This window comes from Streptomyces sp. NPDC006739 (assembly GCF_042869815.1).
Lineage (GTDB): Bacteria > Actinomycetota > Actinomycetes > Streptomycetales > Streptomycetaceae > Streptomyces.
The window spans coordinates 16,894-38,982 of the sequence record NZ_JBIAGM010000020.1; the positions used below are offsets into that span (position 1 = coordinate 16,894).

Annotated in this window: 22 protein-coding genes and 1 riboswitch; of the genes, 13 read left to right on the top strand and 9 right to left on the bottom strand. The window is 72.5% G+C overall.

Features of this window, described 5'->3' with window-relative positions; genetic code table 11:
* Window positions 1-7 precede the first annotated feature (7 nt).
* Both ACFYMM_RS31990 and ACFYMM_RS31995 read right to left on the bottom strand, forming a co-directional pair.
* Window positions 8-310, bottom strand: a complete 303-nt coding sequence (locus ACFYMM_RS31990) for an urease subunit gamma (protein WP_028808600.1) — start codon at window positions 308-310, stop codon at window positions 8-10.
* 161 nt (window positions 311-471) lie between these two features.
* Window positions 472-768, bottom strand: a complete 297-nt coding sequence (locus ACFYMM_RS31995; protein WP_388392885.1) for a type II toxin-antitoxin system Phd/YefM family antitoxin — start codon at window positions 766-768, stop codon at window positions 472-474.
* Between the two features lie 84 nt (window positions 769-852).
* On the opposite strand from ACFYMM_RS31995, the gene ACFYMM_RS32000 reads away from it, so the two are divergent.
* From ACFYMM_RS32000 to ACFYMM_RS32010, 3 genes are all read left to right on the top strand, one after another.
* The gene (locus ACFYMM_RS32000) at window positions 853-1,500 is read left to right on the top strand and encodes an ATP-dependent Clp protease proteolytic subunit (protein WP_388392888.1); all 648 of its coding nucleotides are present in this window, start codon (window positions 853-855) and stop codon (window positions 1,498-1,500) included.
* A gap of 7 nt (window positions 1,501-1,507) precedes the next feature.
* The gene (locus ACFYMM_RS32005) at window positions 1,508-1,816 is read left to right on the top strand and encodes a hypothetical protein (protein ID WP_388392890.1); all 309 of its coding nucleotides are present in this window, start codon (window positions 1,508-1,510) and stop codon (window positions 1,814-1,816) included.
* Window positions 1,817-2,119: 303 nt separating this feature from the next.
* A riboswitch (cyclic di-AMP (ydaO/yuaA leader) is annotated at window positions 2,120-2,342 on the top strand.
* A 3-nt stretch (window positions 2,343-2,345) separates the two neighbouring features.
* Complete coding sequence (locus tag ACFYMM_RS32010; RefSeq protein WP_388392893.1) at window positions 2,346-2,819, top strand: C40 family peptidase; 474 nt, start codon at window positions 2,346-2,348, stop codon at window positions 2,817-2,819.
* 62 nt (window positions 2,820-2,881) lie between these two features.
* Here the strand turns inward: ACFYMM_RS32010 and ACFYMM_RS32015 are convergent, their stop codons facing one another.
* Window positions 2,882-3,340 (bottom strand): ATP-binding protein, encoded by a 459-nt coding sequence (locus tag ACFYMM_RS32015; protein WP_388392896.1) that lies wholly within the window; start codon window positions 3,338-3,340, stop codon window positions 2,882-2,884.
* 223 nt (window positions 3,341-3,563) lie between these two features.
* Between ACFYMM_RS32015 and ACFYMM_RS32020 the strand changes: the two genes are divergently transcribed.
* Both ACFYMM_RS32020 and ACFYMM_RS32025 read left to right on the top strand, forming a co-directional pair.
* On the top strand, window positions 3,564-4,424 hold the full coding sequence (locus ACFYMM_RS32020; RefSeq protein WP_388392898.1) for a helix-turn-helix domain-containing protein: 861 nt from the start codon (window positions 3,564-3,566) through the stop codon (window positions 4,422-4,424).
* 9 nt (window positions 4,425-4,433) lie between these two features.
* The gene (locus ACFYMM_RS32025; protein WP_388392900.1) at window positions 4,434-4,658 is read left to right on the top strand and encodes a DUF397 domain-containing protein; all 225 of its coding nucleotides are present in this window, start codon (window positions 4,434-4,436) and stop codon (window positions 4,656-4,658) included.
* Window positions 4,659-4,710: 52 nt separating this feature from the next.
* On the opposite strand, the gene ACFYMM_RS32030 is transcribed toward ACFYMM_RS32025, so the two are convergent.
* Window positions 4,711-5,838, bottom strand: a complete 1,128-nt coding sequence (locus ACFYMM_RS32030) for an 8-amino-7-oxononanoate synthase (RefSeq protein ID WP_388392903.1) — start codon at window positions 5,836-5,838, stop codon at window positions 4,711-4,713.
* 146 nt (window positions 5,839-5,984) lie between these two features.
* Here ACFYMM_RS32030 and bioB point away from each other — a divergent pair, with 146 nt between their 5' ends.
* Genes bioB through bioD form a run of 3 tightly spaced genes read left to right on the top strand, consistent with a single transcriptional unit; the run spans window position 5,985 to window position 9,115 of the window.
* A complete protein-coding gene (gene bioB, locus ACFYMM_RS32035) occupies window positions 5,985-7,124 on the top strand; it encodes a biotin synthase BioB (protein ID WP_388392905.1) in 1,140 nt (379 codons plus the stop codon).
* The gene (locus ACFYMM_RS32040; protein ID WP_388392908.1) at window positions 7,117-8,397 is read left to right on the top strand and encodes an adenosylmethionine--8-amino-7-oxononanoate transaminase; all 1,281 of its coding nucleotides are present in this window, start codon (window positions 7,117-7,119) and stop codon (window positions 8,395-8,397) included. The genes bioB and ACFYMM_RS32040 overlap by 8 nt, the downstream gene beginning before the upstream one ends.
* 1 nt (window position 8,398) lies before the next feature.
* Window positions 8,399-9,115: a dethiobiotin synthase gene (gene bioD, locus ACFYMM_RS32045; protein WP_388392911.1), complete on the top strand. Its 717-nt coding sequence runs from the start codon at window positions 8,399-8,401 to the stop codon at window positions 9,113-9,115.
* A 51-nt stretch (window positions 9,116-9,166) separates the two neighbouring features.
* Here the strand turns inward: bioD and ACFYMM_RS32050 are convergent, their stop codons facing one another.
* The gene (locus ACFYMM_RS32050; RefSeq protein ID WP_388392914.1) at window positions 9,167-11,341 is read right to left on the bottom strand and encodes a LuxR C-terminal-related transcriptional regulator; all 2,175 of its coding nucleotides are present in this window, start codon (window positions 11,339-11,341) and stop codon (window positions 9,167-9,169) included.
* A 114-nt stretch (window positions 11,342-11,455) separates the two neighbouring features.
* Here ACFYMM_RS32050 and ACFYMM_RS32055 point away from each other — a divergent pair, with 114 nt between their 5' ends.
* Together ACFYMM_RS32055 and ACFYMM_RS32060 are read left to right on the top strand one after the other, a co-directional pair.
* Window positions 11,456-12,142, top strand: a complete 687-nt coding sequence (locus ACFYMM_RS32055; RefSeq protein WP_388392916.1) for an esterase/lipase family protein — start codon at window positions 11,456-11,458, stop codon at window positions 12,140-12,142.
* 102 nt (window positions 12,143-12,244) lie between these two features.
* A complete protein-coding gene (locus tag ACFYMM_RS32060; protein ID WP_388392919.1) occupies window positions 12,245-12,937 on the top strand; it encodes a class I SAM-dependent methyltransferase in 693 nt (230 codons plus the stop codon).
* A gap of 259 nt (window positions 12,938-13,196) precedes the next feature.
* Here ACFYMM_RS32060 and ACFYMM_RS32065 read toward each other — a convergent pair whose 3' ends face one another.
* Window positions 13,197-13,571, bottom strand: a complete 375-nt coding sequence (locus tag ACFYMM_RS32065) for a fic family toxin-antitoxin system, toxin component (protein ID WP_388392922.1) — start codon at window positions 13,569-13,571, stop codon at window positions 13,197-13,199.
* A 4-nt stretch (window positions 13,572-13,575) separates the two neighbouring features.
* The gene (locus tag ACFYMM_RS32070) at window positions 13,576-13,794 is read right to left on the bottom strand and encodes a toxin-antitoxin system HicB family antitoxin (RefSeq protein WP_388392924.1); all 219 of its coding nucleotides are present in this window, start codon (window positions 13,792-13,794) and stop codon (window positions 13,576-13,578) included.
* 162 nt (window positions 13,795-13,956) lie between these two features.
* Here ACFYMM_RS32070 and ACFYMM_RS32075 point away from each other — a divergent pair, with 162 nt between their 5' ends.
* Genes ACFYMM_RS32075 through ACFYMM_RS32085 form a run of 3 tightly spaced genes read left to right on the top strand, consistent with a single transcriptional unit; the run spans window position 13,957 to window position 18,305 of the window.
* Window positions 13,957-14,799, top strand: coding sequence for an ABC transporter ATP-binding protein (locus tag ACFYMM_RS32075; RefSeq protein WP_388392926.1), 843 nt, complete (start codon window positions 13,957-13,959; stop codon window positions 14,797-14,799).
* Between the two features lie 5 nt (window positions 14,800-14,804).
* A complete protein-coding gene (locus ACFYMM_RS32080) occupies window positions 14,805-17,372 on the top strand; it encodes an ABC transporter permease (RefSeq protein WP_388392929.1) in 2,568 nt (855 codons plus the stop codon).
* Window positions 17,373-17,417: 45 nt separating this feature from the next.
* Window positions 17,418-18,305 (top strand): LLM class F420-dependent oxidoreductase, encoded by an 888-nt coding sequence (locus ACFYMM_RS32085; protein WP_388392932.1) that lies wholly within the window; start codon window positions 17,418-17,420, stop codon window positions 18,303-18,305.
* 27 nt (window positions 18,306-18,332) lie between these two features.
* On the opposite strand, the gene ACFYMM_RS32090 is transcribed toward ACFYMM_RS32085, so the two are convergent.
* Window positions 18,333-21,017 carry a lectin gene (locus ACFYMM_RS32090; protein ID WP_388392934.1) on the bottom strand — a complete coding sequence of 895 codons (2,685 nt, stop codon included), beginning with the start codon at window positions 21,015-21,017 and terminating at the stop codon, window positions 18,333-18,335.
* A complete protein-coding gene (locus ACFYMM_RS32095) occupies window positions 20,998-22,059 on the bottom strand; it encodes a hypothetical protein (RefSeq protein WP_388392937.1) in 1,062 nt (353 codons plus the stop codon). Before ACFYMM_RS32095 ends, ACFYMM_RS32090 begins: the two co-directional genes overlap by 20 nt.
* Between the last annotated feature and the right edge of the window lie 30 nt (window positions 22,060-22,089).

Sequence of the window (22,089 nt, forward strand, 5' to 3'; positions counted from 1 at the left end):
GGCCCCCTCAGACGATCGGGTCGTGGACGGTGACCAGCTTGGTGCCGTCCGGGAAGGTGGCCTCAACCTGCACGTCGTGGATCATCTCGGGGATGCCCTCCATGACGTCGTCCCTGGTCAGGAGCTTGCGACCGGAGGACATCAGCTCGGCCACGGTACGGCCGTCCCGCGCGCCCTCCAGGATGTGCGACGTGATGAGGGCGACGGCCTCCGGGTGGTTGAGCCTGAGCCCGCGGGCCCGGCGCTTCTCGGCCACGTCGGCCGCCACATGGATGAGCAGCCTCTCTTGCTCGTGCGGGGTCAGTTGCACGTCCCACCTCACAGTCCTCGCTCCGGACCGTGCGGGGTCCGGTGGCCGCCGCCACCGCGACGGGGAGAGCGATGCGGGCACGAAAACCCCTGGTGGCGTGGATCGGCAGGCTAGTTCGCCGGGGTTTCAACGACGTTAACCAGCCCTTGATCGCCTGTGGCTCAGGTCGGGGTGGGTCCCCGGTGCTCCGCCGCGATGCCGAAACGCTGCCGCTCCCGGGCGGCGGGCGCCACCTCGCGGACCCCGGAGACCGAGCTGATCACCTGCTCCTGCCCCGGCTCCTCGCGCTCCTGCAGTGCGTCGAGGGCGTCGAGCCGTTCCAGGTCGGCGGCGGAGACGAGGGCGACCAGCGGCTTGCCGTGCCGTGTCACGACGACGCGCTCGGCGCCGTACACCACCCGGTTGATCAGGTCGGCGAGTTCAGCCCTGGCTTGCGTCACCGGAATCTCGTAGGCCATGCACCCATCATAACGTCACGTACGTACTGTACATTTTGTACAGACGCTGAGCCGTAGGAGGCTCCGCCCGAGGAGGGGTATGCCATGCCCGCACCGTTCACCCGGCCGTCCGCCCGCTACGTCCTGCCCGAGTTCACCGAGCGCACGAGCCAGGGACAGCGCACGCTCGACCCGTACGCCAAGCTGCTCCAGGAGCGCATCGTCTTCCTCGGCACGCCCATCGACGACATCTCGGCGAACGACGTGATGGCACAGCTGATGTACCTCGAACACGCGGATCCGGACCGGCCCGTCGCGCTGTACATCAACTCCCCGGGCGGCTCGTTCAGCGCGATGACGGCGATCTACGACACGATGCGGTACGTCACCTGCGACGTGGACACCCTCTGCCTGGGGCAGGCCGTCTCCTCGGCCGCGGTGCTGCTCGCGGCCGGCACACCGGGCAGGCGGCAGGTGCTGCCGGGCGCCCGCGTGGTCGTCCAGCAGCCCTCGCTGGACGAGCCGGTGCGGGGCCAGCCCAGCGATCTGGTCCTGCAGGCGGAGGAAATGGTGCGGGTCCGCGCACTGCTGGAGGAGATGCTCGTCCGGCACACCGGGCGCACCCCGGAGCAGGTGCGGGAGGATCTTGAGCGGGATCTCGTGCTGGACGCGCCTGGCGCGTTGGAGTACGGGGTGGTGGATGGGATCGTCCCCAGCCACAGGATCCCGCCCGGCACCCCGGACGCGAGGTGAGCCGCAGATGCTGCCACCGGAACTGCCGCCGCTGCCCGCGCTGACCCGGGCCGAGGGTGAGTTGATCGACCGTTACCTTGAGGCGGTCGACCTGCTGGGCCGGATCAACCCAGCTCAGCACGGCGACACCTACAGCGGTCTGCGGGCCGCCCAGGCGCTGGTGCGCAAGGCGGCCGAGCTGCGCGACGCGCTCGCCCTGATGCACCGGCGGGGCGAGGCGGAGTTGCACGCGGCCACCTTGGCGCGGGCGCTGCGGGTGCTGGACGGCGAGCGCCGTACCGCGCGCGTCACCGTGCCCCCGGACGGCGCCGGTTGACGCTTGCACCCGCGCCACTGAACTGAAACGACCCAAAAGACGTACCCCTGTTCGGACTAGCCGCGCATCCTTTTTCCGGTGTTCCGATGTTGCGAAGAGGCCCGTACGAAAACCGCGGGAAGCGACATCTGCCCTGGTCAGAGGCTGCGCTGCCGTCCCGTCAGGGGCTCGCACCCAGTGCTGTCCACCCAATTGGGCGAGTGGTGAGTAACACCACAAATCCCCGGTTGCGTTGGGATTTTCGTACAGCTGTGGGTGAAGATCCCTGTCTGACGACAAGCCCCCGCCACAGCGGCGGGGCGGTCCGTGCGGACGCCGAATCCTGCCGCCGCCCGGATGACCGGTCGACAGGAGTGGATCGGCAGGAGTGGAGGACCCAGGCAAGACGGGTCGCCGGAACGGACGTTCACCAGTCCATCTGTTCGTTCCGAGCGGTCCTTGGGGTGAAGCCGTGGCAACGCGGCCGGGCAACTTCGCCAGCCCGAATCCGACAGGTCATCCTTCACAGGCGGCTGACGAAGGGTTGCGCATGACTGCGCTCAATCGTGTCCCGTCGCTGATGGTCCGGGCCGGTACGGCCTCGGCCTTCGCCATCGCCGCCGTCGGCGGCTCGGTCGTGGTCCCGGGTGTCGCCACCGACGCCTCGGCCGCGACCGTGGCCACCAAGGCGCTGCAGATCGCGGCGTCCAAGAAGGGATCCCCGTACGCGTGGGGCGCCACCGGGCCCCGCAGGTTCGACTGCTCCGGGCTGACGCTGTACTCGTTCAAGAAGGCGGGCAAGACCCTGCCCCGGACGGCCGCCCAGCAGTACAACAAGACCCGCCACATCTCGGCCGGCAACCGCCAGGCCGGGGATCTGGTGTTCTTCCACTCGGGGTCCAGCGTCTACCACGTCGGCATCTACGCCGGGAAGGGAAAGATCTGGCACGCCCCGAGGACCGGGGACGTGGTGCGGCTGCAGAAGATCTGGACCAGCAGCGTCTGGTACGGCCGGGTGAACTGACCCGGACGGGCCGTCACGGGCCCGATGAGCAAGGGGCGGCGGAGCCAGGGCCCGGCAAGGCCCTACGGCTCCTGCTGCCCCGCCGTCGTCACCGGGTGGGCGCGGACGGTCCAGGGCAGTTCGATGGAGACGGTCTTGCCCCCTTCACGGGTCGGCCGGACCCGCATCCGGCCGCCGCACTCCGCGGTGAGCCAGCGGATGATGACCATGCCGCGCCCGTTGTCCTGCTGCACCGCGGCGGGAAGTCTCTTCGGGAAGCGCGGGTGACTGTCCGTCACCCCGATGCGCAGCTGTTCGTCGCGGTGGAGGGCGATGTCCACCGTGAAGGTGGGCGACTGGCCGAAGGTGTGCTGGACGGCGTTGGTGACGAGCTCCGAGACGATGAGCCGTACGGTGTCGGCCGCTTCCGTGTCCGAGGGCAGGCCCCATTCGGCGAGCGTGCCCACCACGTACGAACGGGCCGCGGAGACCGAGGCGGGATCGCTCGGCAGGGTGACGGATGCTTCCAGATGGTCTGCCATGGCGACGTCGTCCCTTTCCCGCGGGACCGCAGTCCACAAGCAGCGGATGGTTCGAGTACGGTCCCGGACTGGTGCTTCGCCGCCAGACTGCCATCAGCGGACGGTCACGACGAGCGATCCACCGAGATATGCATATATCTGTCGCTCGAAGCGGTGAACTCTGCGACGGCAGACGGTATTCGGGCGGCCCGTAAGGAGTAATGGCGAGTAAGGAGTTGGCCCCATGCAGAACGGTCCCGCGGTGCGCCGCCGGAAACTGGGCGCGGAACTGCGCGCGCTGCGCACCGGCGCGGGTCTCACCAGCGGTGAGGCGGCCCGTCTGGTGGGCTGGCACCAGTCGAAGGTCAGCCGTATCGAGACCGGCGCCAGTGGCGTGAAACCGGCCGATGTGCGGTTACTCCTGGACGCCTACGGGGTCCGCGACGGCCAACTGCGCGAGTTGCTGCTGGTGTTGGCGGGTTCGGAGGACAGACGCGGCCGGCATCACTGGTGGCACGCCTACCGGGGGGTGCTGCCGCCCACCTACCGGGACTTCATCAGCCTGGAGTCGCAGGCCGGCGGGATGCGCACGCTGGAGACCTCGGTCGTCCCGGGGCTGCTGCAGACGCCCGAGTACGCCCGCGCGGTGACCCGGGCGGCCGTGGACGCGCTGGACGAGGAGGGGCTCGACGCGCTCGTCGAGGTGCGTCTGGCCAGGCAGGACGTGCTGCGCCGGGATCCTCCGCTGGTTCTGGACGCCGTACTGGACGAGGCCGTGCTGCGGCGCGAGGTCGGCGGTCCCGAGGTGATGGCGCGGCAGCTGGAGCGGCTGATGGAGGCGGCGCGGCTGCCCCAGGTCAGGCTCCAGGTCCTGCCGTTCGCCGCCGGGGCACACATCGGCCTCACCGGCCCTTTCGTTATTTTCTCATTTCCGAGCACTTCTGATCTGGACGTGGTTGTTCTAGACCAGTTGACGAGTAGCCTCTACCTCGAACGGAAAGAAGACCTCCAGGCCTACTCGGAGGCCTTCAACGCTCTTCAGGCCCTGGCCCTTTCACCCGAGGACACGTTGGATCACATCGCCGGGATAGGTGACGGCGCGTAAGGAGGCACCATGACCGCAATGCCTCGGAACGTACCTTCCAGTACCGATCTGCACGACGTGCGCTGGCTGCGCAGCAGCTACAGCACGGGAGCGAACAACTGCGTGGAGACGGCCCGGCCGCACTCCGGTCCGCTGACCGGGCTGCTCGCCGTGCGCGACTCCAAGGACCCGGCCGGACCCGCGCTGCTCTTCTCCCCCGGGAGCTGGGCGGACTTCGTCGCCGCACTCCGATGACCGGGTACTGACCGGTTCCCGCCCGGGCGACGCACGGCCGTGTCACGCCGACTCATGGTCGCGTCTCGCCGATCACACGTACAGCGCGTTCGATCTCGGCCCCGGAGAGGTCCGCGCGGGCGGTCAGCCGCAGCCGTGAGATGCCGTCGGGCACGGAAGGAGGACGGAAGCAGCCCACGGCCAGGCCTGCCGTACGGCAGTCGGCCGCCCAGCGCACGGCCCCCTCCGGGGACGGTGCCCGCACGGAGACCACCGCGGCGTCCGGACGCACCGCCTCCAGACCCGCGGCGGTCAGGCGCGCGTGCAGTTCCGCGGCCACCGCGCGGGCCCGCGCCGCCCGCTCCGGCTCACGGCGCAGCAGCCTGAGCGCCGCCAGCGCCGCGCCCGCCGCCGCCGGGGCCAGACCGGTGTCGAAGATGAACGTCCGGGCCGCGTTGACCAGGTGGTCGACGACCCGGGCGGGGCCGAGCACCACACCGCCCTGGCTGCCCAGCGACTTGGACAGCGTGGCGGTGACGACGACGTCCCCGTCCCCGGCGAGTCCGGCCGCGTACGGGGCTCCCCGGCCGCCGTCGCCCAGCACGCCGAGCCCGTGCGCGTCGTCCACGACCAGCCCCGCGCCGTGTTCCCGGCACGCCCGGGCCAGCTCGGCCAGGGGCGCCGCGTCTCCGTCGACCGAGAACACCGTGTCGGAGACGACGACCGCGGGTCCCTCGTGGGTGCCCAGCACCTTGCGCACCCCGTCCGGGTCGGCGTGGCCGACCACCTGGGTGGCGCCCCGGGCGAGCCGGCAGCCGTCGATGAGCGAGGCGTGGTTGCCCGCGTCGGAGACGATGAGCGAGCCGTGCGGGCCCAGCGTGGTCACCGCGGCGAGGTTGGCGGCGTAGCCGGAGGAGAAGACCAGGGCCGCCTCGAAGCCGCAGAAGTCGGCCAGCTCGCGCTCCAGCTCCGTGTGCAGCTCGGTGGTGCCGGTGACCAGGCGGGAGCCGGTGGAGCCGCCGCCCCAGGTGCGGGCGGCGGCGGCCGCGCCCTCGGCGACCTCGGGATGGCGGGCCAGGCCCAGGTAGTCGTTGCTCGCGAGGTCCAGGAGCGGCGAGCGGGCCGCCCGGGGCCTGAGGGTCCGCACCAGTCCGGCGCGGCGGCGCTGCTCCGCCTGGTCGTCGATCCAGCCGAACGCCATGGGTCCTCCGGGGCTTTGTAGGTAGCGGACAGACACTAACCGGACGGACGGCCACCCACTGTGTGGCAATACCCACACGTCGAACCGTCTCTGTTGTGCAAACTCTCCTTGGCCCGGAGCGCTCGCGTAGGACAGGATCGGGCCTCATGGACCTGCTGAACACGCTGGTGGACAAGGGGCTTCGGCGCGAGCTGCCGACCCGCGAGGAAGCACTCGCCGTACTGGCCACCTCCGACGACGACGTGCTCGATGTGGTGGCCGCGGCCGGCAAGGTGCGCCGGCACTGGTTCGGCCGGCGCGTGAAACTGAACTACCTGATCAACCTCAAGTCGGGCCTGTGCCCGGAGGACTGCTCGTACTGCTCCCAGCGGCTCGGCTCCACGGCCGACATCCTCAAGTACACCTGGATCAAGCCCGACGAGGCCACCCAGGCCGCCGCCGCGGGCCTGGCCGGAGGCGCCAAGCGGGTGTGCCTGGTGGCCAGCGGGCGCGGTCCGACGGACCGGGACGTGGCCCGGGTCTCCGAGACCATCAAGGCCATCAAGGAGGGCAACGAGGGCGTCGAGGTGTGTGCCTGTCTCGGGCTGCTCTCCGACGGCCAGGCCGAGCGGCTGCGCGAGGCGGGCGCGGACGCGTACAACCACAACCTCAACACGTCCGAGGGGACGTACGCGGACATCACGACCACGCACACGTACGCCGATCGGGTGGACACGGTGCAGAAGGCGCACGCGGCGGGTCTGTCGCCCTGCTCCGGCCTGATCGCGGGCATGGGCGAGAGCGACGAGGACCTGGTCGACGTCGTCTTCTCGCTGCGCGAGCTGGACCCGGACTCGGTGCCGGTGAACTTCCTGATCCCGATGGAGGGCACCCCGCTCGCCGCGGAGTGGCACCTCAGCCCACAGCGCTGTCTGCGGATCCTGGCGATGGTCCGGTTCGTCTGCCCGGACGTGGAGGTCCGCATCGCGGGCGGCCGCGAGGTCCATCTGCGCACCCTGCAGCCCCTCGCCCTGCACCTGGCCAACTCGATCTTCCTCGGGGACTACCTGACCAGTGAGGGCCAGGCGGGCAAGGCCGACCTGGAGATGATCGCGGACGCCGGGTTCGAGGTGGAGGGCGCCGACGAGGTGACCCTGCCGGAGCACCGGGCGGCGGGCGGCTGCGGCTCCCACGAGGGCGGCGGTGTGTGCGGTTCCGCGCAGGCCGCACCGGCGGGCGAGCCCCGTACGGATCTGGTCGCGGTGCGCCGGCGCGGCGCCGGGACGGACCTCGCGCCCAATGCCTGACCTGCCCGTCGACGTGCTGCTGGCGCTGGACCGGCAGCACGTCTGGCATCCCTACGGCCCGATGCCCGGCCGGCAGGAGCCGCTCGTCGTGGAATCGGCGAGCGGGGTGCGGCTGCGGCTGGCCGGCGGGGCGGGCGAGCTGGTCGACGGCATGTCGTCGTGGTGGTCGGCGATCCACGGCTACAACCACCCCGTGCTCAACGAGGCGGCGCGCGGGCAGCTGGCGCGGATGAGCCACGTGATGTTCGGCGGGCTCACCCACGAGCCCGCCGTGCGGCTGACGAAGCTCCTTGTCGACATGTCGCCCGAAGGTCTCGAGCACGTCTTCCTCGCCGACTCCGGCTCGGTGTCGGTCGAGGTCGCGGTGAAGATGTGCCTGCAGTACTGGCGTTCGCTGGGGCGGGGCACCAAGCGTCGTCTGCTGACCTGGCGGGGCGGCTACCACGGCGACACCTGGCAGCCCATGTCCGTGTGCGACCCCGAGGGCGGGATGCACGAGCTGTGGAGCGGTGTGCTGCCCCGCCAGGTGTTCGTGGACGCGCCGCCGGCCGGGTACGAGGAGGCGTACGCGGAGCGGTTGCGCTCGGCGATCGAGGAGCACGCCGACGACCTGGCCGCGGTGATCGTGGAGCCGGTGGTGCAGGGCGCGGGCGGGATGCGGTTCCACTCCCCCGAGTATCTGCGGGTGCTGCGCGAGGCGTGCGACGCGCACGACGTGCTGCTGGTGTTCGACGAGATCGCGACCGGCTTCGGGCGCACGGGCGCGCTGTTCGCGGCGGACCACGCGGCCGTGGTGCCGGACGTGATGTGCGTGGGCAAGGCCCTGACCGGCGGTTACCTGACGCTGGCGGCGACGCTGTGCACGCCGCGCGTGGCCGAGGGCATCTCGCGGGGCGAGGTGCCGGTGCTGGCCCACGGCCCCACCTTCATGGGCAACCCGCTGGCCGCGGCCGTGGCCTGCGCCTCGATCGGGCTGCTCCTCGGCCAGGACTGGCTCGCGGAGGTCCGGCGCGTCGAGAGGGGCCTGCGGGACGGGCTGGCGGCGGCCGCGGAGATGCCGGGAGTGCGGGACGTACGGGTGCTCGGCGCCATCGGGGTCGTCCAGCTCGACCACGAGGTGGACATGGCGGCGGCCACCCGGGCGGCCGTGCGGGAGGGCGTGTGGCTGCGGCCGTTCCGCGACCTGGTCTACACGATGCCGCCGTACGTCACCTCGGACGCGGACGTGGCACGGATCGCGCGCGCGGTGTGCGCGGCGGCACGGGAGGGATGAGATGCCGGTACTGGTGATCACGGGAACGGGCACGGAGGTCGGCAAGACGGTGACGACCGCCGCGGTCGCCGCCGCCGCGGTGGCGGCCGGGAGGTCGGTGGCCGTGCTGAAGGCCGCGCAGACGGGCGTACGGCCCGACGAGCGCGGGGACGCCGACGAGGTGGCGCGGCTCGCCGGGCCGGTGACGACGGCCGAACTGGCCAGGTACCCCGAGCCGCTGGCGCCCGGTACGGCGGCGCGGCGGGCGGGCATGGAGCCGGTGCGTCCTCGGCAGGTGGCGGAGGCCGCCGCCAAGCTGGCGGCCGAGCACGATCTGGTGCTGGTCGAGGGCGCGGGCGGGCTGCTGGTGCGCTTCGACGCGGCGGGCGGCACCCTCGCGGACGCGGCCGGACTGCTGGGCGCGCCGGTACTGCTGGTCGCCTCGGCCGGGCTGGGCACACTGAACACCACCGAGCTGACGGCCCGCGAACTGCGCGGCCGGGGCGTGGAGCTGCTCGGGGTGGTGATCGGCAGCTGGCCCGGCTCCCCCGACCTGGCCTCCCGGTGCAACGTCGCCGATCTGCCCGAGGTCGCCGCGGCCCCGCTGCTCGGCGCGCTGCCCGAGGGGGCCGGGGCGCTGCCGCCCGCCGACTTCCGCAGGGCGGCGGCGGGTTGGCTGGCGCCGCGCCTTGCCGGGACATGGCAGGCGGAGGCGTTCCGGGAGCGCGAGGCGCCCTGAGTCCCGGGCCCTCAGGTCCTCTCGGCCCCTCCCAGGTCCTCCCACGCACCCTCAGTCCCGCTCCGCGAGCAGGCGTACGAGTTCGATGCGCGAGCGGATGCCCAGCCGGGCGAAGACGCCGCGCAGATGGTGGTCGATGGTGCGGGGGCTGAGGGCGAGGCGGTCGGCTATCTCCCGGTTGGTGGCACCCTCGGCCGCCATCCGGGCGACCGTCAGCTGCTGGGCGGTCAGCAGAGCGGCCGGATCCGCGCCGGAGGGAGCGGCGGCCGGGGCGCCCAGGGCGCGCAGTTCGGCCCGGGCCCGGGCCGCGCACTGCGGGGCGCCGAAGGACTCGAAGGCCTCCAGCGCGCTGTGCAGCCGGTCGCGGGCCTCGGTACGGCTGCGCAGCCGGCGCAGGGCACTCGCGAACAGCAGCTCGGTGCGGGCGCGTTCGAAGTCACGGGTGCCCCGGGCGTGCAGGTCGAGCGCGGTGCGGTAGTGCTCGACGGCCTCGGCGCCGGGTGCGAGCAGGGCCCGGCAGCGGGCGCTGAGAGCGAGGTCGTCGGGGCTGCGGACGGCGTCGGCCCAGCGGTGGTAGTCGGCGAGGGCGGCGCGGGCCGCGCGGGTGTCGCCGGTGCGGACGGCCGCCTCGACGTAGTGCGGGGTGGCCAGGTGCCGGATGGCCCGGTGGCCGTGGCCGGGGCCGGAACAGGCCAGGGCGCGCAGCCGGGCCGCCGCCGCGGGAAAGCGTCCGGCGTCCAGGTCCAGGAAGGCGAGCGCCCACTGGGCGAGCGCGGCGGGCAGACCGAGGCCGTGCGCGAGGGCGTGGGCGCGGGCCGCCCGGGCGTGGTCCCGGCAGGCGTGTTCGTCGCCGGTGACCGCGGCGAACATGGCGAGGGCGGCGCGCAGATGGCAGGCGCCGTTGTCCTGTCCGGTGGCGTACGCCTGCTCCAGCGCGTCACGGGCGGCGGCCTCGGCGGCATGGGTGCGGCCGGTCCAGAAGTCGGCGTAGGCGCGGAACTCCAGGGCCTGCGCGGCGGTGACGGGGGTGCCGTGGGCGCGGGCGGAGGCGGCGGCGCGCAGGGTGGCGGTGGCCGCGTGGGTGTGGTCGCCGAGCATGAGGGCGGCGATGCCGGCGTGGATCAGCAGGGTGGGGTCGCCGCCGGGTCCGCAGCGGCCGGCGGTCGCCCTGAGCAGATCGCGGGCGTCCCGGTAGCGGCCCTCGACGGCGGCGGCCAGGCCGGGCAGGGCGCCGGGAGGGGCGAGGCCGCGCCAGTGGGCGGCCAGCCGTGCCTCCCGGCACCGCCTCAGGTCACCGGTGTAGACGGCGGCCTCGGTGGCCAGCGCCAGCAACTCGGCCGCGTCGGTGTCGCGGTCCTGCCGGACCGCGGCCGTGAGCAGGGCGTCGAAGGCTTCCGAGGCGTTGCCGCAGCGCAGGGCGAGCAGACCGGTCAGGGCGGGGTCGTCGGTGCGGGCGGCCAGTCGGCGGGACCGGTCGGACTCCCCCGACCGCCAGGCGTCGGCGGCGGCACGGGCCGTCAGCCGGGCCGCTTCGCCCGGGTCGGGGCAGAGCGCGGCGGCGCGTTCGGCGAGCGCGCGGGCCAGCGCCGGCTGACCTGCCGTGCGGGCTCGCCGCGCGGCGGTGCCCAGTTCCGCCGCGAGCCGTGCGCTGGGGCCGAGCGCGCCCGCTCCCCGGTGCCAGGAGCGGCGGGCCGTCTCGCCGCTGCCGCCGAGCACCCGGGCGAGCAGCCGGTGGACGTCGCGCCGGTCGGCCGGGGAGCCCGCCTCGTACGCGGCGATCGTCGTCCAGTGGTCCCGGAAGACCACCCCGCCGGCCCCGGCGTGCGCGACGCCCGCGGCCTCGGCGGCCTCCAGCGGGCGGGTGTCGAGGCGGGCGGCGGCGACCGCGCGCAGGAAGGCGTGGGTGGCGACGGGGTACTGGTCGGCGGCTGCGAGGAGCAGCAGCAGCCGGGTGTCGTCCGGCAGCGCGCGGATCTCTTGGCGGTGCGCGCGCAGCAACTCCGGGGCAAGCAGGGCGGGTTCGGTGGGCAGCGGGTCGAGGCCGGCGGCCTGCCGGGCGGTCAGGCGCAGGGCGAGTTCGGCGCCGGCGCGCGGATCGCCGTACGCGAGGAAGGTGATGCGCGCGCGGGGGCCCGGCCGGAGCGGGGGATCCGGGGACGGCGCCACGTGCGGGGGCGGCGGTGGCGAGGTGCGGTTTCGCGGCGGGGGGTTGGCCGGAGTCACCACCCCATTGACGTTACTGGCGGGTTAGTTGACTCGTAAAGACTGGCGACTTCACCGATGCGGCGCGCGTAGACCCCTTCGACACTCCTGGCATCCCCCTTCGTCTCAGGAGGCATCATGCAGCGTCACAAGCGTCGCATCGCCACGGCAGCGTCGGCGATGACCGCATCGCTCCTTCTGTCCCTGCCGCTCACCGCGTCCCCGGCCCACGCGGCGAGCCACGACCCGATCGTGTTCGTGCACGGGATCAGCAGTTCGGCGAGCACCTGGGACGACTGGGTCGCGGACTTCGAGGCCGACGGCTACTCCTCCTCGCAGCTGTTCGCGTGGTCGTACGACTGGACTCAGTCGAACGCCACCACCGCGCGGCAACTGGCCACCGAGGTCAAGACCGTGCTGGCGAAGACCGGGGCCGCCAAGGTCGACCTGGTGGTCCACTCGATGGGCGCGCTCAGCGGCCGGTACTACCTCAAGAACCTCGGCGGGACGGCGTACGTCGACCACTTCGTGTCGACGGCCGGGGTGAACCACGGCACGTCGGTCGCCTCGCTGTGCGGGTGGCTGTACACCTCGTGCGAGGAGATGGAGACGGACAGTTCGTTCCTGAAGGCGCTGAACTCCGGTGACGAGACGCCGGGCAGCGTGGCGTACGCCGCCTACTGGTCGAACTGCGACGCGGCCATCGACCCGGACAGCTCGGCGGAGCTGAGCGGGGCGAGCGACGTGGGCGTCGGCTGCGTCTCGCACGAGAACATGAACAACGACCACGGCGTCTACGAACAGGTGCGCGCCTTCCTCGGGTGAGCGGGGAGGCCGACGGCGGGTGGGGCGGCGGCGGGTGGGGCGGGGCCGTGCGGGGGACAATCCCAGCAGGGGCGGGGAAGACCCGACGTCCGGGAGGTGCCCATGCGACCACGGTCCGGCACGGCCGCCCGAGGCCCTGTCCACCATCCGCTGTTCGCCCGCTGCTACGCCCGGCTCAGCGTCGGCGCCGAGTCACGGCTCGGCATGGCCGCCGTGCGCGAGCGGTTGCTCGGCGGGCTGTCCGGGCGGGTGATCGAGATCGGCGCGGGCAACGGCCTGAACTTCGCGCACTATCCGGGCACCGTCTCGGAGGTCGTCGCGATCGAGCCGGAGCCGTTGCTCAGGCGGCTGGCCCGGCAGGCCGCCCTGCGCTGCCCGGTGCCGGTCGACGTGGTGCCGGCCGCGGCGGAGGCGCTGCCGGTCAAGAGCGAGGCCTTCGACGCGGCCGTGCTCTCGCTCGTGCTGTGCAGCGTGCGGGACGTGCCACGGGCGCTCGCGGAGGTACGGCGGGTGCTCCGCCCGGGCGGTGAGGTGCGGTTCTTCGAGCACGGGCGGGGCGGTGGCCGCGCGATGACCCTGACCCAGCGGGCGCTGGACCGGACGCTGTGGCCCGCGCTGAGCGGCGGCTGCCATCTCGCCCGTGAGCCGGTGGCCGCGCTGCGCGGGGCCGGGCTGGAGCTGGGCCCGTACCGCCGGCTGCTGATGCCGGAGACCGGCCCGGCCCTGCCCACCTCGTACTGCGTCCTGGGCACGGCCTGGCGCCCGGCCGCGGACGACCCGGCGGCGCCTGCCTGACCTGGTGCCGCGGCAGGCAACGTTTGCCCGTCAAGGAGCGGCGTCCGGTGCGTGCTCTGGGGGTCCCCCGGCCGGAGGCTTGGGGAGTGCCGGCCGGAAGGCCTCGTACTGGACGTACTTGGACTTTCGGCCGGCGCGGCGAAGGGGGTCCCCCGCCCGAGGCCGCGAAGCCGGTTCGGGCGGGGGCGCGTGCCGGGCGTCGCGACGGGGCGAACGTTGCCTGTTGCGGCACCAGGCCGCACATCCCGTTCGCCGCGGGTCACAGGCTCCAGCGGCGCAGTTCCCGGGCGATCTCGTCGACCGTCGCCTCGCCGCTCTTCACCAGACGAGCCAGGTCGCGCACCTGTTCGGGCGAGGTGACGATCTTCAGACCGCTGGCGACCAGATAGGCGTAGGCGACCGCCGAGGCGAACAGGGCGTTGGAGCGCTCCAGCGCCGGTACGTGGATGAGCAGCTGCAGCAGGGCGGCGGCGCGGGTGTACGGGGTGTCGTAGACGGGCACGCCGAAGATCTCGGCCCGGTGGCGGGCGACGGCGGCGACCAGGGCGCCCCAGTCGCTGACCTGGGGGTCTCCGGGCGTCTTCTGTTCGGCGAGCATGAGCAGCCAGGCGAGGTCGATCGTGAGGTCGCTCAACGGATCAGCCGCGCGCCTCGCCGGTTTCCTCCGCGAAAACGGCCTCGTACTGCTTCATGAAGTCCGCGGCGGCCTCGACGAAGGTCCGGCCCGCCTCCCCGGCGTCCTGTCTCACCAGTTCCTCTATGTAGCGGTTGACGCTCATGCCGCGCTCCAGGGCGCGTTCGCGGGCCGCCTTCGCGGTGTCCTCGTCCACGCGCACGTTCAGCTGGGTCTTCGCCATACTCCGACGCTAGCGCCGGGGCGCTAGCACGGCAAGGGACGGCTCGTGTGGGAAAGGCGACTCGGGGCGCCGGGGGATACCGGGTGTGCGCCCGCTCACACTACGCTCGGCCGGGAGGGACGAGAACGGAAGCCGGCACGTCGGGTGAGCGAGGAGGCGGCCTTGTCCACAGTTGCTGCGGAGCACGCGCACGGCCGGGCGCCGGGCGACGGGGTCGCGGCCCGCGCGCGCGGGCTGACCAAGGCGTACGGCTCGGGCGAGACGACGGTGCTCGCGCTGGACTCGGTGGACGTGGACGTCGCGCGCGGGCGGTTCACGGCCGTCATGGGCCCCTCCGGTTCCGGGAAGTCCACGCTGATGCACTGCCTGGCCGGCCTCGACAGCGTGTCGGCCGGCCAGGTGTGGCTCGGCGACACCGAGATCACGGGCCTGAAGGACCGGGAGCTGACCAGGCTCAGACGGGACCGGATCGGTTTCATGTTCCAGTCGTTCAACCTGATCCCGACGCTGAACGCGGCCGAGAACATCACCCTGCCCATGGACATCGCGGGCAAGCGGCCCGACGAGAAGTGGCTGGACCAGGTCATCGACACGCTCGGGCTGCGGGACCGGCTGCGGCACCGGCCCGCCCAGCTCTCCGGCGGCCAGCAGCAGCGCGTCGCCTGTGCCCGGGCGCTGGCCTCCCGCCCCGAGCTGATCTTCGCCGACGAGCCGACCGGCAACCTGGACTCGCGGGCCGGTCTGGAGGTCCTGGGTTTCCTGCGGGAGGCCGTGGACGCGCTCGGGCAGACCGTCGTCATGGTCACCCACGACCCCGGTGCCGCCGCCCACTCCGACCTGGTGCTCTTCCTGGCCGACGGGCGCATCGTGGACGAGATGGAGCGGCCCACGGCAGAGGCCGTACTGGAGCGGATGCGCCTCTTTCCCGGGGGGAACCCCCGGCCCCCCGGCTCCGACGTCCCGCGGGGACCGTTCGACCGCGACGCCGCCGCCGAGGAGGACTGACCGAGGTGCTCAGGGCGACACTGAGGAGCTTCCTCGCGCACAAGGGGCGGCTGATGCTGTCCGCGCTGGCCGTGCTGCTGTCCGTGGCGTTCGTCGCGGGCAGCCTGATCTTCTCCGACACCGTCACCCGTACCTTCGACCGGCTCTTCGCCTCCACCTCCGCCGATGTGACCGTGGAGCCCAGGCAGGACCTGAAGTCCTCGGTGCCGACCGGCGCGGTCCAGACCGTGCCGGCCGCGCTCGCCGGCCGGGTCGCGAAGGTCGACGGGGTGGCGGCGACCCACGCGGACGTGTCCGTGCAGAACATCGTGGTGGTGGACGGCCACGACAGGTCCGTCGGCCCGACCACCGGTGCCCCGACCATCGCCACCGACTGGCACCTCACCCACCGCAGCCCGGTGAAACTGACCTCGGGGCACGCGCCGCGCGGCGCCGGGGAGGCGCTGCTGGACGCGGACACCGCAGGCAAGAAGCACGTGCGGATCGGGGACCCGCTGAGGGTGCAGGCGCAGCCAGGAACGTTCCGGGTGCGGGTCGTCGGCATCGCCACCTTCACCACCACCAACCCCGGCGCGGCCCTGGTCTTCCTCGACCCGGCGGTCGCCGCCAGGGAACTGCTCGGCTCGGCGGCCCGGGCCACCAGCATCTCGGTGGACGCGGCCAAGGGCGTGACCGACGCCCAGCTCAAGCACCGTGTCGGCGAGGCGATCGGCACCGGCTCCTACGACCTGAAGACGGCCGGCGAGCAGGCCAAGTCGTCCGCCGCCGCCCTCGGCGGGTTCCTCGACGTGATCAAGTACGTGATGCTCGGCTTCGCGGGCATCGCCGTCCTGGTCGGTGTCTTCCTGATCGTCAACACCTTCTCCATGCTGATCGCCCAGCGCACCCGGGAACTGGGCCTGCTGCGGGCGCTGGGCGCCGACCGGCGGCAGGTGCGGCGGTCGGTGCTGACCGAGGCGGTGCTGCTCGGACTGGTCGGCTCGACGCTGGGACTGGCGGCCGGGATCGGTCTGGCGTTCGGGCTGATCCGGCTGATGACGGCGTTCGGCATGAACCTCAAGACCACCGAGATGGCCATCGGCTGGCCCACGCCGGTGGCGGCCTACGCCGTCGGTGTCGGCGTCACCTTCGTCGCCGCGTACCTGCCCGCCCGGCGCGCGGCGACCGTCTCGCCGATGGCGGCGCTCGCGGACGCCGAGGTCGCCGGGGTGGGCAAGCCGTTGAAGGTGCGGGCGGTGGTCGGCTGCGTCGTCGGGGCGGCCGGCGCGGCCGCCCTGGCCGGGTGCGCGGCGGCGACGAGGACCGCCTCGGCGGTCTCCCTGCTGGGCCTCGGGGTCGTCCTTTCGCTGATCGCGACCGTGATCGCCGGGCCGCTGCTGGTCCGTCCGGTGATCCGGGTGCTGGGCGCGGCCTTTCCCGCGCTGTTCGGCCCGGTCGGCCGGATGAGCCAGCGCAACGCCCTGCGCAACCCCCGCCGTACCGGCGCCACCGCCGCCGCGCTGATGGTGGGCCTGGCCCTGGTCGGCGGGATGTCGGTGGCGAGCGCCTCCATGTCGAAGTCGTTCGACCAGCGCATCGACAAGACGCTCGGCGCCGACTTCACCGTCCAGAGCGGCAACTTCCTGCCCTTCACCCGGGAGATCACCGACAAGGTGCGCGGCACCGAGGGCGTGGGGCTCGTGGTACGGCAGCGGTTCGCGCCCGTGGCGCTGCGGCTGCCGGACGGCGAGCGGGTCACGACGACCGCCACCGCCACCGACCCGCTGCTCGACCAGGTCGCCCATGTCACCTACCGGGCCGGCGACACGTCGGCGGCGCTGGCGGACGGGCACCTCGGCATGGACGCGGACTTCGCCAAGGACCACGGTGTGCGGCTGGGCAGCACCCTCCCCGTGGAGTTCCCGGGCGGCCGGACGTCCCGGATGACGGTCGGCGCCCTCACCGACCAGGGCGGCTCCGGCGCGTTCGGGACGCAGGGCGGACTGTTCTTCGGCCTGGCCACCGCGCAGAAGTACCTGCCCGGCGGCCAGGACTCGGCGCTGTACGTCAACCGGGCTCCCGGCACCGACGCCGGCCGGCTGCGCGCGCACCTGGAGCGGACGCTGAAGCCGTACCCGCAGGTGCAGGTCCGCGACCAGGCCGACTACAAGAAGCTGGTCCACGACCAGATCGCGGTCCTGCTGTACCTGGTGTACGCGCTGCTGGGGCTGGCGATCGTCATCGCCGTTCTGGGCGTGGTCAACACCCTGGCCCTGTCCGTGGTCGAGCGCACCCGGGAGATCGGTCTGCTGCGCGCGATCGGTCTGGCGCGGCGGCAGTTGCGCCGGATGATCCGGCTGGAGTCGGTGGTGATCGCGGTGTTCGGCGCGGTGCTGGGGCTGGCGCTGGGGCTGGTGTGGGGTGTGTGCACCCAGCGGGTGCTGGCGTTGCAGGGCATGACGGCGCTGGCGGTCCCCTGGGGCACCATCGTCGCGGTGGTGATCGGTTCGGCGGTGGTGGGCATCGTGGCGGCGCTGCTGCCCGCGCTGCGGGCGTCCCGGATGAACGTACTGGCGGCCATCGCGCACGAGTGATGGAATCACGGCGAGGCTCAAGTCGCTTGTCACCGAGGAGAGTTCATGCCGCGTCCGTTCCGCTTCGGGGTCATCCTGTTCACGACGGCGCCGGGCGCCGAGTGGCGGGCCAAGTGCCGTCGCGCCGAGGAGCTGGGCTATGACGTGATCCTCCTGCCCGACCACCTCGGCCTGCCGGCGCCGTTCCCCGCGCTGGTCGCGGCGGCCGAGGCGACCGAGCGGCCACGGCTCGGCACGCTCGTGCTCAACGCCGGTTTCTGGAACCCGACGCTGCTGGCCCGCGAGGTGGCCACGACGGACGCGCTCACCGGCGGCCGGCTCGAACTCGGCCTCGGCACCGGCTACGTACGGGCCGAGCACGACACGGCCGGACTGCCGTACGGCTCCGCGCGCGAACGGGTGGACCATCTGCGGCGCACGGCCGGGGAGGTGGCGCGGCTGCTCGGCTCCGAGGAGCACCTGCCCCGCCCGGCCCAGTCCCGGGTGCCCCTGCTGATCGGCGGGAACGGCGACCGGATGCTCCGGCTGACCGCCGAGCACGCGGACATCGCCGGTTTCACCGGGGCACGGCCGGTACCGGGAAGCACGACGGGGGCCCTGCGACCGCTCACGGCGAACGAGCTGGACGAGCGGGTGGGCCGCTACCGGGAGTTCGCGGCGGACCGGGCGGAACCCGCCGAGCTGAACCTGCTGCTGCAGTTCGTGGCCGTCACCGACGATCCCGAGGCCGCGATCGCGCCGATGCTGAAGCACGAGTCGCAGCTGACCGTGGAGGAGCCGCTGGCCCTTCCCATCGTGCTGGTCGGTCCCCTGGAGGACCTCGTCACGAAGGTGCGGGCGCAGCGGCAGCGGTACGGGTTCAGCTACCTGACCGTGATGGAGCCCTTCATGGAGGAGTTCGCCCCGGTGATGGAGAGGCTGCGCGCACGGTGATCGCGGACCTGCCTCGACGGCCCGCGCCTACGACCCTCCGCCCACCGGCCTCCAGCGCTGGCCGGCGCTGCCCGTGCAGGTGGCGATGGTCAGCTGGGTCTTGTCGGTGGCACCGTTGCTCGCGTCGGTGAGGCAGAGGCCGGAGACCGGGTTGACGATCTCGCCGGACGAGTTCGCCTGCCACTGCTCGGCCTGGGTGCCGTTGCAGGTGTGCAGTTGGACCTTCGTGCCGGAGGCGGTCGCGCCGCCCGTGACGTCCATGCAGTCGTCGAGCACCTGGAGGGTGAGGTCCGGGGCGGCCTTCCAGGTCTGCGCGGTGGTGCCGTTGCAGGTGTAGATCTGGATGGCGGTGCCGTTCGAGGTGCCGGAGCCGGCGTCGTCGGCGCACTTGCCGGTGGCGGTCTCGACGAGCGGGCCGCGGGGCTGCGCCACTCCGGTGCCCGGGGTGCCGTCGTAGGACGGCGGAGCGGCGGAAGGGGCCGCGGCCCAGGAGGTGTTGGCGGACGAGGAGAGGGTGAAGTCCAGCTGCGCGGAGCCGCTCAGGTAGGAGGCCGGTACATAGGCCTTGTTCCAGGAGCCGCCGTTGAGGCTCAGCGACTGGACGTAGGGCGAACCGTCCGCCGCCGCCGGGGCGTTGACCGTGAGCGTGTGTCCGCCGGCCGTGACGACCGCCGAGGTGAACATCGGGCTGCCGATGGCCAGGTCGGCGGTGCCCGGGATCTCCGGGTAGAGGCCGAGGGCGGACCACACGTACCAGGCGCTCATCTCGCCGAGGTCGTCGTTGCCGGGCAGCCCGCCCGCGGTGTCGGTCCACAGCTGGTCCTGGACCGCCCGCACGGTGGACTGCGTCTTGTACGGCTCCCCCACCCAGTCGTACTCCCAGGGCAGCCCGCTGCTGGGTTCGTTGCCCATGTTGGACTGGGTGCCGATGACACTGCCCAGGCCCTGGAAGCCGCCGAGCACGCTGTCCAGGTAGGACGCCAGGGACGAGGTGCCGCCCTCCAGGGACGCCAGCCGGGCGAGGTTGAAGGGGATCATCGGCGTGTAGGTGAAGGCGTCGCCCTCGGCGAAGTCGTTGGACGAGGTGCCGGTGATCAGCTTGGCGTTGAAGCCGTCCATCCAGCGGCCGTTGGAGTGCCGGGGCTGGATGTAGCCGGAGGACGGGTTGTAGATGTTCTCCCAGTCCTGCGCCCGGTCCTGGAACTTCTTCTGCGTGGCGGTGTCGCCGAGCGCGCCGGCGAACGCCGAGAGCGCGAAGTCGTCGGTGTCGTACTCGAGTTGGGTGGAGGTCGTGGCGTATTCGTGGCAGCAGCCGTAGAGCGAGTTGGTGGGCAGGTAGCCGAACGAGTCCAGGTAGGTCACGCCCGGTGTGACGTCCGTGTCGGTCGTCTGTTCCCTGACCATGGCGGACAGGGCCGTCGCCGTGTCGAAGTTCCGCGCGCCGAAGGCGTGGTAGCCGGCGAGCAGCGGTACGGCGGAGTCGCCCACCATGATGTGCGTCTCGGCGGTCTCCATGCCCCACTTGGTGAGCGTGCCGCCCTGCTGGTAGTCGTCGACGACCGACTGGGCCATGTCGGACGCGGCCGACGGGTCGAGCAGCGCGGTGAGCTGGGCCTGCGAGCGGTAGGTGTCCCAGGTGGAGAAGTCGGCGTACTTCGCCGAGTGACCGCTGCCCACCGTGTGCACCGCGCCGTCGAAGCCCCGGTAGGAGCCGTCCGTGTCGCTGATGACGGCGGGGAACAGCGAGGCGTGGTAGAGCGCGGTGTAGAAGACGTGCTGCTGGTCCGGGGTGCCGCCGGTGACGGCGATCTTCGACAGCTCGGTGTTCCACGCCGACGCGGCCGCCGACCTGACGGCCGCGAAGGACTTCCCGGTCACCTCGGCGTCCCGGTTGGCCGCCGCCTTCGCCACCGAGGTGTAGGAGATGCCGACCCGGGCCTCCACCGTCCTGCTGCTCGTGGTGTCGAACGTCAGGTACTCGCCGCCGGTGAAGGTGCCGGTGGCGGTGAAGGGGTGGTCGAAGGTGATCGCGTAGTAGAGCGTGACCGGGGTGGTGTCCTCGCAGAAGCCGGTGCTGGTGATCGACCCGGTCACCGTGTCGCCGCCGGACAGCCCGAGCGTCGACGAGGTGTACGGCGTCTGGGTGTCCTGCACCTTCAGGAGCAGGCTCGCCCGGGTGGAGGACGGGAAGGTGAACTGGCCGATGCCGGCCCGGGTGCTGGTGGTCAGCGCGACGCCGGTGCCGTTGCCCAGGCTGACGGAGTACGACCCGGGCGTGGCCGTCTCGCCGGAGTGCGAGAAGGACTCGGTCGTCGAGGCGGGGTCCGAGCCGAGCGAACCGACCACGGGCAGGATCGGCAGGTCCCCGGCCGCGTCGCAGCCGACGCCGGAGACATGGGTGAGGCTGAAGCCCGAGACGGCCGAGTCGGAGTAGTCGTACCCGCCGCCCTTGGGACGTGAGGAGGTGTCGGGCGACCACTGGAGCATGCCGTGCGGCACGTCGGCGCCCGGGAAGGTGTTCCCGGCGCTGAAGTCGCCGTTGCCGCCGGTGCCGATGTAGGGGTTGACCAGCGACACGGGGTCGGTCGCGGCCGCGGCCCCGGCCGCGCCGGCCAGTTGGCCGGACACGGCGAGCGCGAGGGCCGCGGCACCCGTGGTGAGGACTCGAAGGAGCGCGCGCGGGCGCCGGGCGTCAGCCACGGACCAGGACATCGCCGAGGGCTCCGTCGGCCGGGGCGGTGATCCAGTCCGAGGAGATGTACGAGGCCCCGTCGGCGGCGAGCAGGGCGATCCGGGCCCGTGCGTCGGCCAGTGACGGCGCGGAGGAGCTGAGCGCCGGCGAGACGTCGTAGGCGTCGGTGACGACCGTCAGATAGTGGTTGGCGTGGTACCACTCGGTGTTGCCGTCGCCGACCCAGGCGCCCGCGTCCGCGTCGAACACCACGAACCAGGGGCGCAGCGTGGTGTCGCCGTAGCGGGTGCGCGGGTCGACGGCCTGGGCGCCGAGGACGCTCGGGAAGACCGCCGCCTGGCCGATGTTCCCGGCGGCGGCGAGGTCCTTGAGGTGCTGGGCGTAGACCACGTCCGACCACGAGGAGGCGGGGCTGACGGCCTGCTCGAAGGTGCCGGGGATGATCTCCACGATCGCCCGGCCGGCGAGCGAGCCGTAGGCCGCCCAGTTGTTCGCCCTCGCGGCGGTGTCGAGATCCGCGTACCGCGAACCGTCGCTCTTGGTGAGCAGGTCGGCGGGTGTGTAGAGGACGCTGCCGAGGTGCGTCTTGACGTAAGCGTCGAACGTGGTCGGCGTCATGCCGAGGGTGCCGTAGAACCCGTTCTTCATCTCGATCTTGACCATGACCGGGTGGCTCGTGGGGTGAGCCTGGAGCCAGATCCGGATGTCGTCGAGGCAGCTGTCGAGGTTCTGGTTGCGGTTGCCGGTGTAGAGGTCGGCGGCCGTGTTCGCCTGTACGCAGTTGTTGTCGCTGCCGAGCGGGTTGCCGTGGCTCACGTCCCACTTGCCGTTGACAACGTTGTGCCAGGTGTCGAGTTCGACCAGGGAGGTGCCGGTGTCCAGGGCGTTGGCCAGGTAGGTGTACGTCGACTTGTCGTTGTACGTGTTGTGGATGCCCGTGCCGGAGACCCCGGCCAGCGTCTGTCCGCCGACGTCGTCGGCGTGTGCGGCGGGCACCGCCACCGCACCGAGCAGCAGGGCCGAGGCCGTCAGGAGCGCGGCCCGGATTCTTCGGCGGATCATGAGCATGCCAGGTCCCTCTCATGGTGCTCG